The 19,290-nt window shown below is 32.0% G+C and carries 11 protein-coding genes; 1 reads left to right on the plus strand and 10 read right to left on the minus strand.

Annotation, left to right across the window (positions count from 1 at the left end; translation table 11 throughout):
* Positions 1-12: 12 nt before the first annotated feature.
* The 10 genes from CN946_RS07175 to CN946_RS07225 form a co-directional block, all read right to left on the minus strand.
* On the minus strand, positions 13-612 hold the full coding sequence (locus tag CN946_RS07175) for a histidine phosphatase family protein (protein ID WP_098860518.1): 600 nt from the start codon (positions 610-612) through the stop codon (positions 13-15).
* On the minus strand, positions 609-1,349 hold the full coding sequence (cobS, locus tag CN946_RS07180) for an adenosylcobinamide-GDP ribazoletransferase (protein ID WP_098860519.1): 741 nt from the start codon (positions 1,347-1,349) through the stop codon (positions 609-611). Before cobS ends, CN946_RS07175 begins: the two co-directional genes overlap by 4 nt.
* 10 nt (positions 1,350-1,359) lie before the next feature.
* A complete protein-coding gene (gene cobU, locus CN946_RS07185; RefSeq protein WP_218012646.1) occupies positions 1,360-1,926 on the minus strand; it encodes a bifunctional adenosylcobinamide kinase/adenosylcobinamide-phosphate guanylyltransferase in 567 nt (188 codons plus the stop codon).
* 62 nt (positions 1,927-1,988) lie between these two features.
* Positions 1,989-2,708 carry a hypothetical protein gene (locus CN946_RS07190; protein ID WP_286133854.1) on the minus strand — a complete coding sequence of 240 codons (720 nt, stop codon included), beginning with the start codon at positions 2,706-2,708 and terminating at the stop codon, positions 1,989-1,991.
* 126 nt (positions 2,709-2,834) lie between these two features.
* Complete coding sequence (locus tag CN946_RS07195; protein WP_176547242.1) at positions 2,835-3,950, minus strand: Ger(x)C family spore germination protein; 1,116 nt, start codon at positions 3,948-3,950, stop codon at positions 2,835-2,837.
* Between the two features lie 8 nt (positions 3,951-3,958).
* Entirely contained in the window at positions 3,959-5,425 is a 1,467-nt protein-coding gene (locus tag CN946_RS07200; RefSeq protein WP_098860521.1) for a spore germination protein, read from the minus strand.
* Entirely contained in the window at positions 5,422-6,492 is a 1,071-nt protein-coding gene (locus tag CN946_RS07205) for a GerAB/ArcD/ProY family transporter (RefSeq protein WP_098860522.1), read from the minus strand. The genes CN946_RS07200 and CN946_RS07205 overlap by 4 nt, the downstream gene beginning before the upstream one ends.
* A gap of 155 nt (positions 6,493-6,647) precedes the next feature.
* Positions 6,648-10,820 carry a S8 family serine peptidase gene (locus tag CN946_RS07210; RefSeq protein WP_098860523.1) on the minus strand — a complete coding sequence of 1,391 codons (4,173 nt, stop codon included), beginning with the start codon at positions 10,818-10,820 and terminating at the stop codon, positions 6,648-6,650.
* Between the two features lie 836 nt (positions 10,821-11,656).
* Entirely contained in the window at positions 11,657-15,805 is a 4,149-nt protein-coding gene (locus CN946_RS07220; RefSeq protein ID WP_098860524.1) for a S8 family serine peptidase, read from the minus strand.
* A 772-nt stretch (positions 15,806-16,577) separates the two neighbouring features.
* Entirely contained in the window at positions 16,578-17,837 is a 1,260-nt protein-coding gene (locus CN946_RS07225) for a helix-turn-helix domain-containing protein (protein WP_098860525.1), read from the minus strand.
* Positions 17,838-18,393: 556 nt separating this feature from the next.
* On the opposite strand from CN946_RS07225, the gene CN946_RS07230 reads away from it, so the two are divergent.
* The gene (locus tag CN946_RS07230) at positions 18,394-19,242 is read left to right on the plus strand and encodes a MurR/RpiR family transcriptional regulator (protein WP_025672344.1); all 849 of its coding nucleotides are present in this window, start codon (positions 18,394-18,396) and stop codon (positions 19,240-19,242) included.
* Positions 19,243-19,290: the final 48 nt, after the last annotated feature.

The following is a 19,290-nucleotide window of genomic DNA, read 5'->3' on the forward strand; positions in this document are numbered from 1 at the left end:
TTATCCATCCTCTTAATTTAGTTGAATGATATTTTTCAAAAATCCAAAACCGTCGTTATACTCAATTTCAATAATACATCCATTACTCGTATAAAATTTCCAGAAATGACTTAAATCTAAATGAAGTAAATTTAAGAGTAGTAGCTTCATAATTCCTCCATGCGATATTACTATTACATCTTCGTTTTTTGATCTAATGTCATGACAAAATGTATTAACTCTTTCTGCACACTGTTTTAAGCTTTCCCCATTCGGAATTTGAAAATGAATCAAATCTTCATTCCACTTTTCTACAACTTCAGGCACTTCATTTAAAAGATCAGTATATGTTTTCCCTTCAAATAGCCCAAAATTTGTCTCTTGTATCCGATGATCAACTATTTTCGATTCTCCTATTAAATCTTCAATCGCATCACTTAATAAAGTGCATCTACGAAGTGGACTAGAATACAAAGAATAGCGTGAAGTAGGCTCAATCATTTTCGTAAACTGGGTTATCACACTACCTATTTGACTTAAGCCTTTTTCTGTTAAATCAAAATCAGTCATTCCTGCATAAACCTTTTGTCTATTTCCAATGCTTTCTGTATGTCTAATTAAAAATATTCTCATACTAATCTCTCACCTATAACAGTAAAAATTAAAAAGCATAATTGGGAAACTTCAATTGTAAATCCAATTACATCTCCTGTAATTCCATCAAGTTTTTGATTGATTTTTTTCGTTACAAAAATAATAAAAATAAACGTGACACATATCCCAATAATAATAGCTATTTCATTAATTAATACACTACTTACACAAATGAGTATCACGTATGCAATTAGAACAAATAATGAATTAGATTTTTTAGCTTCGATTATAAATTGACTTCCAAATCCTTCATTTCTAGCATAAGTACTTATGCTACATGTGAATAAGGCAATGCATCTTCCAATTATCGGAAATAAAAAAATAGCAAATGTTGAACTCTTGGATAAAAATAACCAATCTCCTAAAAATAAAACAATTAAGGAAATAACCCCAAATGCGCCAATGCGACTATCTTTCATAATTTCTAGTATTCTTTCTTTTGAACGATAACTAAAAATTCCATCTGACGTGTCAGCTACTCCATCAAAATGTAATCCACCTGTTAAGAATAAATAGACTAATAGAATAAGAAATGCATTGGCTTCTTTGTCCAAGACTAATGAAATTCCAGTATTCAAACTAACAAGTATTAAACCAAATAACACACCTATTAATGGAACCAATCTAATTCCTTTTCCTAGTTCGGCTTCAATAAAATCATAATTTTTAACCGGGATGGTTGAAAAAAAACTGAGGATCATTTTAAATCGATTCATATTGGTACTCCTACTTTATTCTTAATGGTATACCAGCTGTAACGAGTATAACTTCTTCTGCTCTTGCAGCAATTTTTTGATTTATACGCCCAGCAATATCTCTAAAAATCCTGCCTAATCGATAAGATGGAACTAGCCCATATCCTACCTCGTTCGTTACAATTATTAATGTCTTACTATACTGATCACACATGTCAATCAACTCGTTCACTACAACTTCTATATCTAACTCTAGCTTGTTTATTTGCTCGTTATTAATCGTTTCAAAATCAACATCAGTATAATGATCAAACATTAAATTTGTCACCATAACTGTCATACAATCTAATAATACATACTTCGATTGTATAAATTCTTCATGCGTTTTTAGTTGATTAAAATGTTTATAGCGCTCAATGGTATGCCAATTGTTCGGACGATCATCTTGATGTCTTTTAATTCTTGTATTCATATCTCCATCAAACGGGATTGCTGTAGCAATATAAACTACATCATTTGCGGTTGTTTGTAACTCCTTTATTCGTCTTTCTGCATAGGAACTCTTTCCACTACGAGCCCCACCAATAATTAGAATCAACGCCTTCACCTCCACGTATAAAATAATTTACCTAATTAAAGGACCGCAATATCTTGTCCTAATTATCCTAACTCTCCAAGTACAAATAAACCAACTAACAAAATGATTATTAATATAACTGAACCAATTATTTTCTTCATACTAGGTCTCGAACCATCTTTTAAAACTCTTAACCCAAGTGGTACAAGTGCAATGCAAAGTGCCAATGTAGCTACAATTGAAAATGGAGTTGTACCTTTTAGTACGCCTAGTGGTAGTGAACTCATAAGTCCTAACATTATAGAGCGAATTAACCCCATTACTCTAGCTCGATATGAACCAATGGCTAAAATAATCCAACCAAACATAATTAATGGGGATAGGCTATGGAATATATGAAACGCTCCGTAAGATTGCGCCATTACTTTTGTTGTAGAATCAACACCTTGAATTCGTACAAGCTGAAAAGCTAGATGATCAATTCCTGCATGAAAAGTACGAGCAAAAAGGCCAAATATCGCAAAACTTCCTCCCCATACTGCCCAATTTGGCTTTTTTATACTGATTAATCTACAAAGTGAGATAACTGCTGGCCACAATAAGACATTCCCAGCAATAAAGAAACTATAAGATAAAAATAGTAAAGTTGGATGAGCTTTGTATGCTTCAAGTTGATCCGGAAAGAAGAAATGAAATCTACTTCTTAAAATGACACCTGTAAGCATAAAAATTGGCCCTAATATTAGAGAGGTCCCACCTAACCAACGACCTGGAAACCAATTATCTTTTACTCTTTCATTCATAATCCTACTCCTTTTATTCAGTTCATTTCTATCATAATTCATTTTTAATAAAAATGAGCATAAAAAAGAAGGTCTCTTTAATAAAAATTAACCTTCCTTTTCGCTCTTCTCAATTCAAAACAACTTTCATCTTTTATAAACTTTACTTCCTATAATATGCACATTTACTTTTATATCTTTTATCGAATTAGTATCAACATCATTCAAGGCCCTTAAATCCCATTCTTTTCGATTAAATCGATAAGGCTTTTCCGAAATATTTAAGAGATCGGCATGAAGCTCTTCTCCTTTTTTCATTGTCTTTATAATTTCTGTTTTCATTTTATTTCTGATTTTAGAAGCAATTTTCTTTCTACTTAAATTATTTTCGTTCTGTACAATAGCTACATTTGTTTTTATATTTATAATATACTTTGGCTTCTTACCACCTTTTATGACTTTAACTGAACCATTTGAGCTTCTAATTTCTATATTCAATTTATCTTTTTCTAGTATTAGTGGCAAATTATAATTTTTTTGCTGCAAATAATCCAGTGATTTTATATCTTTTAATTTTACTTGACCTTTATATTTTTGCTGCGAGATTACATATGCGCCATTAATATAGGCTATCTTATCCTCTTTTTGCTCATTAAAATTCTTATCTTCAATATCTAGTGATGGTATCAATACTGTTCCTACTGGCTGAGTATATCTTGAAATAAAGTTATGAAATTGCATACTTAAAAGAATTAGGCTACCTCTGCTCTTTTCAGCAGGGTTATTCACTACTGTATATAAAAAGGGTAAATTAAAAAAACTTTGACTTAACAAGATTTCTTTAATTTCCAACTCGGTACCATAGAACCACATTGTGTATCTTAATAACGGTCTTCCGCTAATAAATGAATTGACATCTTTCATTTTTTTTTCTATTACCGATTTACTTAAGATGACACTGTTAACATGACCAAAATATAAAGGTATTGGTGATTTTGATTCCAATTTAGTAAATGCTGACTGTATACTTTTTCCTGTTGCTTGACCGATTAATGGAGGAGCAGGTACTTGTAATGCCCCGCTTTCTTGCTTCGCTATATTCGAAAAGTTAAGCGCTTGAATTGTTACAATATACTGATTGTCCTTATAGTCAATTCCAAAACTCGTCACCAAAGTTTGATCAATAATCGTTCGCTCTCCCCAGCATCCTGTTAAAGTGAATAAATAAAAGACCATCTGTATGATGATTAGTAATTTTTTCATCCTATACATCACTCCTTTTGACGGTCTTTATCAATTGGATTGAAAGCTTGATGTCTTGTCTTCTTATACTTTTGCGGCAACTTAAAAACTACATTTAAGAAGTCAGATAGTTTCGGAACTGATAATAAAGTTATATACGGTTGACCAAAGCTTTCTAACGAAACAATCATCGTACTAATTAGAAAAAAGCCAGTAAAAAAGCCAATCAACCCTAAAATAGACGATAAAAATAAAACAAAAAAGCGTAGGATTACAATATTTCCTGATATATTTTGATTAATTAATGTATAGCCTGAAATAACAGTTAAAGCTATTACGACAAGCATAGAAGGTGATGTTAATCCTGCGCGTATCGCGGCATCACCAATGAATAGTCCTCCTAAAACAGCTACAGTTTGTCCTACTGCTTTCGGCAAGCGTATCCCAGCTTCTTTAAATAATTCAAAAAATGCTAGCATTAAACAGGCTTCTAATGGTGCTGAAAATGGTAGTCCATTCCTAGCCATACCAATCGTGGCAAGTAATTGATAAGGTATTTGATCTATATGAAATGTCACTAATGCAATATAAAATCCCGGTAGGAAAATGGTTGTTGCAATAGCAATAATTCTAAGATATCTAACTACGTTAATATAATAAAAGCTCGCATGTATATCTTCAGGTGAATAAACAAGTTGATTTAAATTGGTTGGTCCTAATAAACATGTTGGATTACCATCAACAATTATGGCAAATCTTCCTTGATTTATTGATTGTACAACGAAATCGGGTCTACCTATATTATCTATTAGTGGAAAAATTGAAAATGGTTGATCATATAGTGCCTCCTCAATTTCATAGCTACTTACAATTACGTCTTTTTTTATTGAGTTAAGTCGTTGCTTTGCATCAGATAGAATCGAAGGATTAATAATATCTTCCATATAAACTAATAGAACTTTCGTTCGACTTCGTTCACCGATTGTAAATTCGACACTTTTTAATGTAGAGGTCTTAAGCCTTTGACGAATTAATGCCATATTATCGGAAATATTTTCTACAAATCCATCTCTTGGGCCACGAATTGAATTTTCTAAATTAGATTCTTCTGGATTTCGTTTTGGTGGATTCGCTACTTGTATAAAGAATACATCATTTAAATACGAACTAAATATGACTAAATCTCCAGAAAATAAATTTTCTTCAACTTCCTTTTTAATATTTGATATTTCTTTCAACGTTTTAGTCTCGACTAAGTTACTTAATAACTCAAAATTGAATTTCTCTTCTTTCTTAATCACATTAAAGATATCATTAATGATTTGATTACTAAATTGAGTGTCAATCAAATTTGGACAAAACATTATAATGACAAAATGCGAGTCTTCTCCTTCCTTATATGATTTCGTTCTGAAATCTATATCCGATGAATGATTAAAAGACTCCATAAATTTTAATAAATTAAGGTTTTCTAAAGTTGTCGAATCTTTAGTCATGCTGAATCACCTTTTAATTTTGAAATAACTAAAAATATTAGCATGGTACACAATAAAAAGATTAAATTTATTGGAAAATAGTAGTATTGTAAAAAGTTATAAAATGACGATGCATTCCAGGGAATCATTACTGCTACTAATAAAAAAAGGGACATTACTGGTAAACTCCACTTTTTTCTTCCACTATAATTGATGATGTAATTTACAATATATAGATTTAAACTGATCCGAATAAATGCACCTGACAACCACTGAAAAATTGATAAAAAATCCAATCTAGTAATATTCATTCCTAACGTTAGAAGTTTCCATTGTTCATAAACTGGATTTCTCATTTTTTCTGCCTCAACAGGTCCAAACTCCATAATCGCTCCTGTCAGTGGCCCTAGGATTAACATTAATAATATAAAACTTACAATCATTAACCATTTTACTTTTACTTTATCTTTTAAAAAGGAATTTAAGAATAATATGAAAATGATTTCAAAAAATCCTGAGCAAGTATATACAAAACCATGAAAAAAATCATGATATCCTTTTTCGAAAATAGGAAATAGTAAACTATAATTTTTGTTCTTATCGTTCCCTATACCGACTAAAAAACCAAACAGAACAACTGGTGGTAAAATCAAAAATGCAATCGTACCAATAGTACGAATTCCTTTAAATGCCGCATAAAAGCAGATCATTAAAATTAGAAACGCTACAATAATATCCGGAATATCTTGGGTATAATTTGTATTTGCCCAAATAAGGGTAAATCGAAAGGTAACAAAAGCTGATAATAAAAAGTAGGCAACAAAGATGGTGGATAGTATGTACGCTATCGGTTTATACAATACTTTAAACATCACAGATAAAATATCTTCATTTTTAAGCGTTTTATACAAATAAAAAACTAAAGTTGTCCAAATCACGAAAGGGAGAATACTAGCAACAACCGTTACCCATGAATCTCTATGAGTAGATGTCAAAATACCTGGAACGATAAACACATGCAACATAAATCCGGTAGACATAATAATCAAGATATAAATATGAGTTGAATATATAAACTTTTTATTCATAAAAAGTCTCCCTACAAATCCTTTATTTCTTTAAATTAACCTGAAGTGAATTTTATTATGTATAAATTTACCAATGAACTAAAATAAAAAGCCTTCTCCTATAAAATAATCCGGAGAAGGCTGCTTAAAATTCTTATAAAATCTTTTACACTTTATTACTTGTTTAATCCTAACTCTGTTAAGATACTATCTAATGTAGCACCTTTATATGATTTTTTAGCTTTAGGAGGATTTGGAACTGTTGAATTTTGTAATCCAAAGTTCTTAACTACATAATCCATATCTTTTGCATCAACTACTTTATCAAAATTGAAGTCAGCAGATGCTTTGTTTGTACCCCAGTAAGTTTGTACAGCTAATGCATCGAGTACGTCGATTACATCATCTTTATTTGCATCACCAGCAGGAGCCACATCCAATAAATAGCGCAATTGCTTACCGATTAAATCACCACGGATATTATCAAATAAATTATCCATTGTTTGATTCATTGTAAAGTGACCTGGTACATCAACTGATAATGTATAAGGTTTACTGTCTAATTTCACACCATCGAATGCATAATCACCTTGTTTTGATGTGATTGGTGCTTGTAAAACAGTTTTACCATCATAAGATGTTAATGTAATTTTCGCACCTAATTTACTTTGATCGATCGCATAGTTTGTTTCACCTGTTAAAGGATTTTTTGCACCTTCTACTTGAAGTGTACCTGACAGTTTTGAAACTGTTGGTTTTACATTGTAACCTTCAATATAAGTGTAGACATTTTTCGTTTCAACATTTGATGTATCAATTGTAGATGTACCGTTACCTGAGAAGTTAATTGCTGAACCTGTTGTAAATGATTTAACTAATGTTTTAATATCGAAATTAAATAATTGAGTGTCTTCTGGTAACTTAGCAGAACCTGAGTAAGTAAAAGTAAAGTCATATTGCGTAATATAATCCCAAGTAGTAGGAGATGTTTTTACTGTAACTTGTGCATCCCCATATTTTTTAACTTCATCATTTACTAGAATATTGTCAATGATTCCTTGATTATTATTCAATTGAAGCGTTAATTTAGTAGTTTTTAAGTTACTAATATTATTTGCTTTTACTGAGTAGTTTACAGTATCACCAGGTACGATATTTTGCTTATTCGCTTTTAAGTAGTAATACGGAGTTGTATTTTTTACAAAAGAAATTCTAATTTGAGCAGTTGGATTTAGCGCTGCATCCATTCCATAGAATGTTAATGGTAATACAGAATATTTACTATCAACTAAAATTTGATCCGTATAATCCCCATTTTTATCTACGTTAATAGGTAATGATGGGAAGAAAGAATTATAAGTATAAACAATTGTGTTATCTGATTGATCAGCTTTAATACCGTATTTTTTCGCTTCTTCAATTTCTGGATCATTTACGTTAATGTTGAAGTCGTATAACATTTGTCCATTTTTATCTAGTTGACTATCACTATACTCGATAACCTTTTGATCTAACTTGTCAAAGCTTGAAGTCATATTCGGAACAGCATATTCCAGCATAAAGTCTCTAGCTTCAGCAAATGTTTTTCCACTTTCACTCACACCAACTAGTCTTAATTTGTAATGTCCTGGTTTAATTAATTCATATTTACTGCTAATTGGGTTTTTCGCATCTCCAGTATATGGGAAGTAATATCCGCCAACAAGTCTACCGATATTGTAAACGACACCTTCTTTTATTACTGAAGTATTAAATGAACCAATAATACCTAAATCTTGACCAGTTGTTGGATCCTGTACGACAACATCTAATGATTTCATATGTGTTTTTATAGAAACACTTCCATCAATAAATGGGTACGCATAAGTTGGATTCGTAATTTTATTTGAATAAAGTGGATTGATTAAATTAAATGATTGGATCCCCTCTTCAACTACACGAACACCAAACGGAATTTGATATTGCTCAGTTGAATCCTGAGTATTCGTGAATGTAACATACCCTTCATAAGTTCCTTTTTCAGCAGTTTTTGGAATGTTTAAATTAAACTTAATTGATTTTGAACTAATTCCATTTAACTTCACTGATGTAGGTCCTGAAAGTGTAACATTATTCGAAGCTGCATCCTTAGATCCTCTTAATCCAGTTTGATATTTCACGTCAACACTAAATGTTTTTGTTTTTTCACTACGATTCTTTAAAGTAACACTACGAGAATCTGCAATATCATTATTATCAAATCCGTATGAACCAAAGCTCATCCCACCTGTTAACTCATTAATTAATTTTTCTTTGCCGTTTACGATCGTTGGTGTTTTATCAACCACTTCTAATTCTACATTTGAATGAATTGCTTCATATGCATCTACACGTCCACTACCTACTTCAAATACACTATAAGCTTTTGATAATGGATCAGCAGTATTCATTAAGATTGATTTTATATCTTCTGGTTGTAAGTCTTTATTTGATTGAAGTAATAGGGCAGATACACCTGCTACATATGGTGTTGCCATTGATGTTCCAGACATACGCTCATATGCATACTTATAATCTTCAGGCTTTGATCCATCGCCTGTTTTATTATTTACATAAAATGGTACACTTGAAAGAATTGAAACACCCGGAGCAGTCACTTCTGGCTTGATATCATAGTTTACACGTGATGGTCCCCTTGAACTAAACGTCGCTAATTCATCTGAAGCTGTTTGTAGGTTAGTATAATCACCAAAAGAAACTTCATTTCTACCTGCTTTAACCGCTGCTGTGATTTTTAATCCCGCTTCATATGATACTGAGAATGAAGGAATAGCATCGACCGACTCACCTAAAAATGCTTGGATTGCTCCTTCACTTTGGTTATCAATATTATTAGCCATTAATACACCTACAGCGCCAGCTGCTTTTGCATTTTTAATTTTATCAATTAAAGCAATCGTTCCACGTTGAATGTAAGCAATCTTGCCTTTTAAATCTTTTCCTGTAAAATCAGATGGATTTGCTAAACCTACATCAACAAGTTGATAGGTTTTACCTTTTAATGTCGTTAAATTATCGGAGTAGTTTTGAGCTAATTGTCTAAAGTTGTATTTGTTTCCATCCTGTGTTCCGTTAAATTGATAAAGATCAATTGCAACAGATGAAGCTCCGACAGTTAATGCTAATGCAGCCGCTCCCGGTGAACCTAATGTGTCCATTTTGTCTCCATCATTTCCTGCAGCTACGACAGTCGTTACACCACTTAATACAGCATTGTTAACCGCGATAGAAGTTGCATAAAGTGGATCATTTAACGACGCACCTAATGACATATTAATAACATCCATGCCATCTTTTACTGCTTTATCAAGACCAGCGATAATAGCTTCGCTTGTTCCAACCCCACCAGGTCCAAGTACACGATATGAATAAATATCAGCTTCTGGTGCTGCACCCACCTGTTTGTATTCACTATCTGAAGCACCACGTCCACCAATGATACCTGCTACGTGTGTACCATGCTCAGTATAATAATCAGCACCATTTGCAGAACCTGGTTTACCAGCTTTTACCCAATCAGCATATGTAGTCTCCATTGGATCATTATCATTATCTACAAAATCATATCCACCTTTGAAAGCGCCTTTTAAATCTGGGTGGTTGTAATCGATACCTGTATCAAGAATACCAACTTTAATGCCCTTTCCTGTATAGCCTTCAGCATGTAGCTTATCCAAGCCGTCATATGGCGTATAGTTTGCTACTTTAGACTCGTCTGCTTTTAACTCGCTATTCTTATCTGATTCCTTTGGAGGGTCAATAGTGAACTTCTCGTTACTCCAAACAGTTTTAACTGCTTTTGATTTTAATAGATTCTTAATTTGATTTGCTGGTAGACTCATTGAAACGCCATTAAAGGCATTTTTATATGAATGTTTAATTTTAAAATCTACCTTTTTATTATTTTCATCTTTAAGAACTTGTCCCACTTCTGCAGTAAAAGTAGCATGATCTTGATCAACTAATTTCCCTGCTTGTGTCTCAGTTAATGATTTACCTTCTACTTGCGCCTCAATTTTGGCCACCTTCGCAGGTTTATTTGCAAACTCTACAATAACTGAGGTTTGTTTTGTAGTTGTTTGATCTATGTCTGATGAGATTTGAAGCCCTGTCGATTCATTCGTTGAAATTTGTTTTAAAGCAGCTCGTTGCTGGGAAGTTAAATTTGCAAGTATTGTTTCTGTCTTCGTTTTCCCTGCTGCCTTTGAAACATTTGTTACATGTGCAATCGGTGCAACAACAACACTAGATGATAGAGCTAATACGGTAAAGCCTGATACAAACTTACTTTTCTTTACTCTTTTCCCCATTCTTCTTCCTCCTGGCTTTTATTTATCTAAAGTAAAATTCAATGAAGTTCTATGATTTATAAAATAGTAAGCTACTTTTTATCTTCATACATACCTCTTTACATCAAATTTACTTTCTACATTTATTATCATTTTTTTCCAATTTTCGGTCAATTGGGTTATCCCTCCCCTAATTTACCAAAGTTTTAAATTCTTCCTCTCTACATTCGACAAAATTCCTCTGAATTCACCCGTGAAAAACAATCGAAATAACCCAATTTTTCTATCATTTTAAAAGAATTAGCCAGCCCTTTGAAAACGCTTACTATTTTTAATTAAACTTTAATAGTTCTAAATAAACCCCGAAATGATAGCTTTTTTTACTTATTGAACACGATAAAACTATTTTAGAATATTTTTAATTCATCATTTATTAAGTCTGCTTTTCATAAAAATAGTCAATAATCAACACATTTTTTTGATGAAAAGTAACTACAGAGTGATGGGGGAGTTTGCTTTAAAAGGTAATGAGCAAAGAAGAAAGTGAACGTTTTAGGGGCAGTCTACGCGAGGCTATTTTGACTTCTCAGTTTGTGCTTTTCGATTGTTTCTTTGGACTTTACTTCTGTTTATGGGCAATTTATCTTTTTACTGATCCATGCTATTTCACTCAATTTATTTAATATGAATGGCTTTATTGCAGTTCCACCGATTTTATTTGCAGATTTGATTATTTTAATTGCAGATTTCGCTTTTTTAATTGAAGTTTTGACTATTTTATTTGCACTTCACAACTTCTTTCTACAACCTTAAAAAGGGAAGCCAGAATAACTGGCTTCCCTAATCTAAATCTTTTATTATTTGTCTAAACCTAACTCTTTTAAAATACTATCTAAAGTTGCACCTTTATAAGTAGTTTTTGGTTTTGGCGCATTATCAACAGTAGGATTTTGTAATCCAAAGTTTCGAACAACAAAGTCCATATCCTTTTTATCTACTACTTTATCAAAGTTAAAGTCTGCTGTAGCTTTATTAGTACCCCAATAAGTTTGTACAGCTAATGCATCTAAAACATCGATTACATCATCTTTATTAACATCTCCAGCTGCAGCAGTTGCTAAACTATATTTATACAATTTACCCACAGTTTCTCCACGAATTTCATATGATAAAACAACTCGTTGGTTCATCGTAAAGTGCCCAGGTACATCCACTGTTAATGTATAGGCATTTTTATCAGCTTTTATCCCATCAACATCATATGAACCATATTTGTCTGTAATTGGTGCTTGAGTAACTGTTTTTCCATCGTACGAAGCAACTGTTACTTTTGCATTGGCTTTACTTAGATCAATTGCATAATTCGTTCCACCTGTAACCGGATCTAAGCCACCTTCAACTTGTAATACACCTCTTATTCTCGAAACAGTTGGCTTTATTTTATATCTTTCCATATAAGTGTAGATATCTTTTGTCTCAACATTTGCTTGATCTATTGTTGTTGCATTCATATCAAACCAGTAAGGACTTTCATTAAGATACTTGTTATCTGTTTTAAGGTCAAAATTAAATAATGGTAAATCTTCCGGTAATGCTTTATCTCCAAAATATGTAAATGTAAATGTATGACTCGTTGGTGTAGTATTTACACTAACCTCTGCTTCACCATACTTTTTAACTGCATCATTTACAACTACATTCTCAATTGAAGCATAATTATAATTTCTCATTGTAATTTTAGTTGTCTTTAAATTTTTCACATTGTTCGAACGAACAGTGTAATTTACAGCTTCACCAGTCTTAAGAAGGTTTTTATCTGCTTTTAAATAGTAGTACGGTAAATTTCGATCCACAAATGCGACGCTTAACTTATTAGTTGCGTTAGAAGTAAAGTTTTTTGCTGCATCAATACCATAGAACGAAACTTCCAATGGTGCAGATTGTTTTCTCACTAGAATTTGGTCACTATAGTTTCCATTTTTATCTGTTTTAATTGGATTTGCAGGAAATGGACTATTATAAAACGAAACAACTGAGTTGCTTGATTGATCTACATCTAAACCTAATTTATTTGCTTGATCTGTTTCAGGGTCATTTAGATTAATATTAAAGTCGTATAAAAATTCTCCATTTGAATCAAACTGTTTATCATTATATTCAATTACCTTTTGGTCTAAAGAGTCAAAATTAGACGTCATAGTTGGTGGGGCTAAATCGTAAATGAAATCAGAAACTTTTGTGAACGTTTTTCCATTTTCATTTGTTCCAACCATCTTTAATTGATAATGACCTGGTTGCGCAAAGCTTGGTTCATTGCTAATTGGATTTTTCGAATCTCCTGTAAATGGATAGTAAATCGAATTAAATCCTCTTCCAATAAAATACGACTGATTATCATTTAAAGTGATTGGTGTAAATGATCCAACTAAACCTAGATCTTCACCTGTCTTTGGATCAGATAAAAGAACATCCAATGTCTTCATGTGAGATTTTAATGAGAATTCAAACCCAAGAAATGGAAATGAATTTGCTGGCCAGCTTGTATCAGTTGAAAACAATGGGTCAGCTTTAAAGAAATCGATTCCTTCATTAACAACACGTCCACCAAATGGAATTTGGTATTCTTCAGTAGGATCTGCATTATTTGTAAATACAATATACCCTTCATATGTGCCTTTTTCAGCTGTTTTTGGAATGTTTAGGCTAAACTTGATTGATTTAGAACTAACTCCATTTAACTTTACTGAAGTAGGACCAGTTAATGTTACATTATTTTTAGCCGCATCTAAAGACCCTCTAGTGCCCGTTTGGAATTTTACATTTACATTAAATGTTTTCGCTTTTTCACTTCTATTTTTCAATGTAACATTGCGAGATTCTGTAATATCTTTGTTATCAAATCCAATTGAACCAAAACTAAATCCACCGGTTAATTCTTTGATTGTTTTTTGTTTTCCATTAATGATTGTCGGTGTTTGATCTACTACTTGGAATTCTACATTTGAATGGATTGCTTCATATGCATCAACTCGACCGCTTCCTATCTCAAATACACTATAATCCTTTGCTAATGGATCAGCTGTATTCATTAAAATAGATTTTACATCTGCTGGCTCGAGATCTTTATTTGATTGAAGTATTAATGCTGATACACCAGCAACATAAGGAGTAGCCATTGAAGTACCTGATAGTCGTGCATAAGCATATTTATAATCTTCAGGTTTTGAGCCGTCAACGTTTTTATCATTTACATAAAATGGAACGGTTGCTAGTATTGATACTCCTGGTGCTGTGACTTCCGGTTTGATATCATAATTGATTCGTGAAGGACCTCTTGAACTAAACCCTGCTAATTCATCAGATACTGTTTGGATTTTCTTGAAATCACCAAATGTGAACTCTGATTTTCCATCTTTTAATGCTGCAGAAATTACTGAACCCTCTTCAAATGAAACTGAGAATGAAGGGATCGCATTCATTGATTCACCAAGGAATGTCTGAATTGCTCCCTCTGCCTTGTTTGCTTCATCGTTAGCCATGATAACACCCACAGCACCTTGAGCTTTGGCATATGCAACTTTAGAGTCTAATGTATAAACTCCTCGGTTCATGAATACAAATTTTCCTTTTACATCTTTATTTTTATAACCAGCTTGATCTCCAAGTCCTACATCGACTAGTTGAACCGATTTCTCTTTTAAAGCTGATAAATCATCTTTATAGTTTTTCGTTAATTGTCTTAGATTGTAATTTTCACCATTTAGTACACCTGCATATTGATAAATATCAATTGCAACAGATGAAGCTCCAACTGTTAAAGCTAAAGCAGCTGATCCTGGCGAACCTAATGTATACATTTTGTCTCCATCATTGCCAGCTGCAACGACTGTCGTTACCCCACTTAATACTGCGTTGTTTACAGCGATAGAAGTAGCATAAAGTGGATCATTCAATGATGCTCCAAGTGACATGTTAATAACATCCATGCCATCTTTCACTGCTCTATCAATTCCTGCAATAATTCCTTCACTTGTTCCGCTACCATATGGACCTAATACACGATAAGAATAAAGATCTGCTTCTGGTGCAGCACCAACAGATGAATACTCACTATCAGCTACTCCACGCCCACCGATAATTCCTGCAACATGTGTACCATGTTCAGTATAATAAGTAGAACCGTTTACTTCCGGTTGTCCTGATTTCTTCCAATCCTCATATGTTGTTTCCATCGGATCATTATCATTATCGACAAAATCATATCCGCCTTTATATGCATCTTTTAAATCTGGATGGTTATAATCCATACCTGTATCTAAAATACCAATTTTAATCCCTTTACCTGTATAGCCTTCTGCATGTAGACGATCTAGCTGATCATATGGAGAATAGTTTGCAACATTAAACTCGTCTGCTTTTAATTGTTCGTTTTCTTGATTTTTTGCAGGCGGATCAATTGAGAATTTCTCATTACTCCAAACTGTTTTTACTGCTTTTGATTTTAATAGATTCTTAATTTGATTTGCTGGTAGTGTTATCGAAACACCATTGAATGCATGTTTAAATGAACGATTAATTTTATAATCTACCTTTTTACTTTTTGTATTTGTTAAAACTTCCCCTATATCTTTTGTAAAAGTAGCATGGTCTTGATCAATTAATTTTTGTGCATCAGTTGTTGTTAATGGTTTACCTTCAACACTCGCTTCAATTTGAGCGACCTTAACTGGTTTATTAGCAAACTCTACAATGACATTCGTTTGTTCAGTAGAGTCCAAATTAATATCTGAGGAAACTTGTAGCCCAGAATCTTCACTAGTAGAAAGCTGCTTAAGAGCTGCTCTTTGTTCTGAACTTAAACTTGCCAAAATATCTTCTGCCTTACTTGGACTTGCTGCATTTGATACATTTGTTACTTGTCCAAGAGAACCTAAAATAAAACTAGATGATAAAGCTAAAACAGTAAAACTTTTTAGAACTTTACTTTTTTCTCTCTTTTCCCCCATTTTTCTTCCTCCAGTTCATTTTTCTTCTTAGTTTGCCTTTTACGTTAATTACTAGAATTAAGTTTTTTTGACAACTTCTTCTAGTAATCAACAAAATAGAATGACATTTGTCGTTTTTTTCTATTAATTATATTATTGAGAATTTTCTATATTTAAGCAATTGGGTTATAACAAACCTTGATTTATCAACGTTTACCAAAAACTCTTTAAGTAAATCGACAAATTACAACATAATTCCCCTTCTGAATAAACCAATTTCATGCAATTTCAATTCAATCTATTAATTTATTAGCCAATTACAATGAAATAAATTTCTAAAAAGACAAAAAAATGGAGCCATCTCAAATGTCAGCTTACTGACACGGGATGCCTCCTAAACGCTTCTGGAACAATTATTTATAAAGTTCTTAGCCATGTTAATCAAAGTAGTGGGGTATCTCTGGCAGTAATTTTCATTTGTAATTGAGATACGTCTCTCTATTAAGAAGAGTTTATTCGATACAGTAAGAATTAGATTACATTAGCTATTTTTCCATTTTAAATGATCTACTATTATACATCATCGGGGTCTTAATACCCAACCCGGTATGGGTAGTTACTAACTTTATTTGCGATTTTCTTGGATTTAATTACAGTTTTGGCAATTTTAATTGCGATTCTCTAATTTTAATTGCAGTTTTACTAATTTTAATTGCGATTCTCAGATTTTATTTGCAGTTCACCAAAAAAGGGTACCCATATAAAGTTAGACTTTTGGGACACCCTCATTTTTTTACATGCTAACAAATGTATGTTCAATTGACTCATATAACTCGGCAGCTTTTTGATACTCTTTGATCTCTATATAGTATTTATATAATTTCTTACCAAACTGTTCGATATAAAATTTATTATTAGTAGAATAAAAAAATGGGAGTGCCTCATCCGATAGATATTGATAAAATTTTTCACGGGCCCCCTCGGCCTTAAGCTTAAATAGTTTAATCAATGTAATATGTACTGGGCTTTTTAACATTTTTGCTAATGCTAATGCTCTTTTCATCACACTAAGAAGTATCTCTTTTTCGAGTAGTGTGCCTTCCGTACATGTCTCTAAATAATTGCACAAACGTCTTAAATAATTAATTGATTTTTTATTTTCGGTTTCATTAATACTTTCCTCAAAATAATACAATGCAGTTTCATACTCTTCTCGCTTAAAGTATTTCACTCCGAGATTATTCAATAAAATGGCCTTTCGTTCGCGATCTCCTAATACTTCACAGTTATGAATCAAATCTTTATAGCGCTCTACAACTTCACTAAAATTCATTTCTAATTCACTACCGTACTGCAATAGCATAAGGCTTTCGGAACTAATTGCGAATAAATAGTTGTTCGTCTTCTGAAAAAACTTAAGTGCCATTTCGGCATATTTATACGCTAAGATTTTTGAACTTCCAAAATGATAGGCAATTGCTAGATGGTGATAATATTCTTCATTTCGATACTCATCAATATTAATCATCTTTAATACTTTAATTGCCTTTTGATGGTCTTCACTACTTAGGCTAGTATAGTTCGATATATAGTACATACCTTGAAGATGATAGAATAAATTTTTCTCGTAAGGAGCTAAATCACTAAATTCTTTTTTCACATATGTAAGTATTTGCTTAACCATATCTAAATTTTGATAATGAAAATAATACCTTGCTCTTAGTAAATTATAGTGGGTTGCATATTGTGAATAGTCAATAAAGGGCATTTGTTCAAGTTCTGCTTTACATTCTTCTATTTGGGCTTCTTTTTTCATGATTAATGCATCATGCCATAGATGTAATTTTTTCTCTAAATTATAAAAAGATTGGACTTCTTGATTAATATTGATTCCTAAACGATCTGAAAATAAAGCAATAATATCAGGTGAATAAGCCGTCTTACCTCTTTCAATTTTACTTACATGAGTAGTCGTACATATACCTTCTCCAAGCATAGCTTGAGTTAACCCCATTTTTTCACGATAAAACTTTATGATTTCCCCCTCAATCATATGCACCCTCCTCTATCTCTATAAACATATTTATCTAAGTATTCTTTACTAAATTTTAATATCCTTTTAAGGAAAAAACAATTAATGATTTTTACCTAATACTAGGATATCCCCTTTCAAACTCAATACAATTTAACTAAAAAAAAGATAGGATTCGAAAATCAAATCCTATCTTAAAGACTAATTTATTATTTTTTACTCATTTCCAAAGACCTATTCAATCTACTATGTTAATTTTCAGCTTCCTTAATTAAACCATAAATAAAATTCCTTTATTGACTCTTTTTCATCACTTAACCCACTTAATTTGAAAATTTGCTATACTAAACATGTGTGAAAAAAATTTTTTTGACAAAAATTAATATATACGAAATAATTTTCACAAGAAAGGGTTTTCATATTATTATTAAAAAAAACTCTTTTTTCCTATATAATAATTATTAAGCAAATAATAATGCTTTTCTAAATCTTTAAAATACAAATAATTTCAATTTAATACTATATTAAAAATTTATTTATTCTAAAAATCAATTCTCTTAGGAAAGGTGTAAAGAATATGGAACAAACGAACAGCTTAGGTAAAATTCGTTCTTATTATGCGCGATTAAGTGATAAAGAAAAAAAGATCGCTGATTATATTTTACAAAACCCAAAGCATATTATTCACAGTACGATTACAGAAGTAGCCGAAGACTTAAACGTTGCTGATGCAACTGTTTTTAGATTTTGTAAAAGGATTGGATTTAAAGGATACCAAGCGCTTAAAATTGCATTAGCAACTGAAATTATGACGCCGATTCAACAAATCCACGAGGAAATTAATGAAAAAGACGATGAAATAACAATAGCAAATAAAATATTTCAATCTAATATTCGAACACTTGAGAATACTGCACAAATTTTAGATGGTGCATCAATTAAAAAAGCAGTAAATCTTATATTAAAAGCAAATAAAGTTGAATTATACGGTGTAGGTGGCTCATCTGTTATTGCAATGGATGCCTTCCATAAATTTATTCGTACAGGAATTAAAGCGAACTCGTACACAGACTCTCACTTTCAGTTGATGTCAGCTTCTCAATTGACAAAGGAAGATGTGGCAATCGTTATCTCACACTCAGGATCAAATAAAGACATCCTTCGTATTTTGCAAGTATTAAATGAAAACGGTACCAAAACAATTGGAATTACAGGTTTTCCAAAATCACCTTTAAGTCAAAATGTTGATGTCTCACTTTACACATCTTCCGAAGAAACAGAATATCGACCAGAAGCACTTGCTTCAAGAATTGCGCAACTAAGTATTATAGATGCCTTATACGTAAACTTAATGATATTAAACTCTCACAAAGCTAAAACATCATTTGAAAAGGTAAGAACTGCAATATCAGAAACAAGATCTTAATATTATTAGGAAAAAAGATGTCTCAAATAAAATGTAATAATCCCCTTA

The sequence above is a fragment of the Bacillus sp. AFS053548 genome (assembly GCF_002575105.1).
GTDB lineage: Bacteria > Bacillota > Bacilli > Bacillales > Bacillaceae_G > Gottfriedia.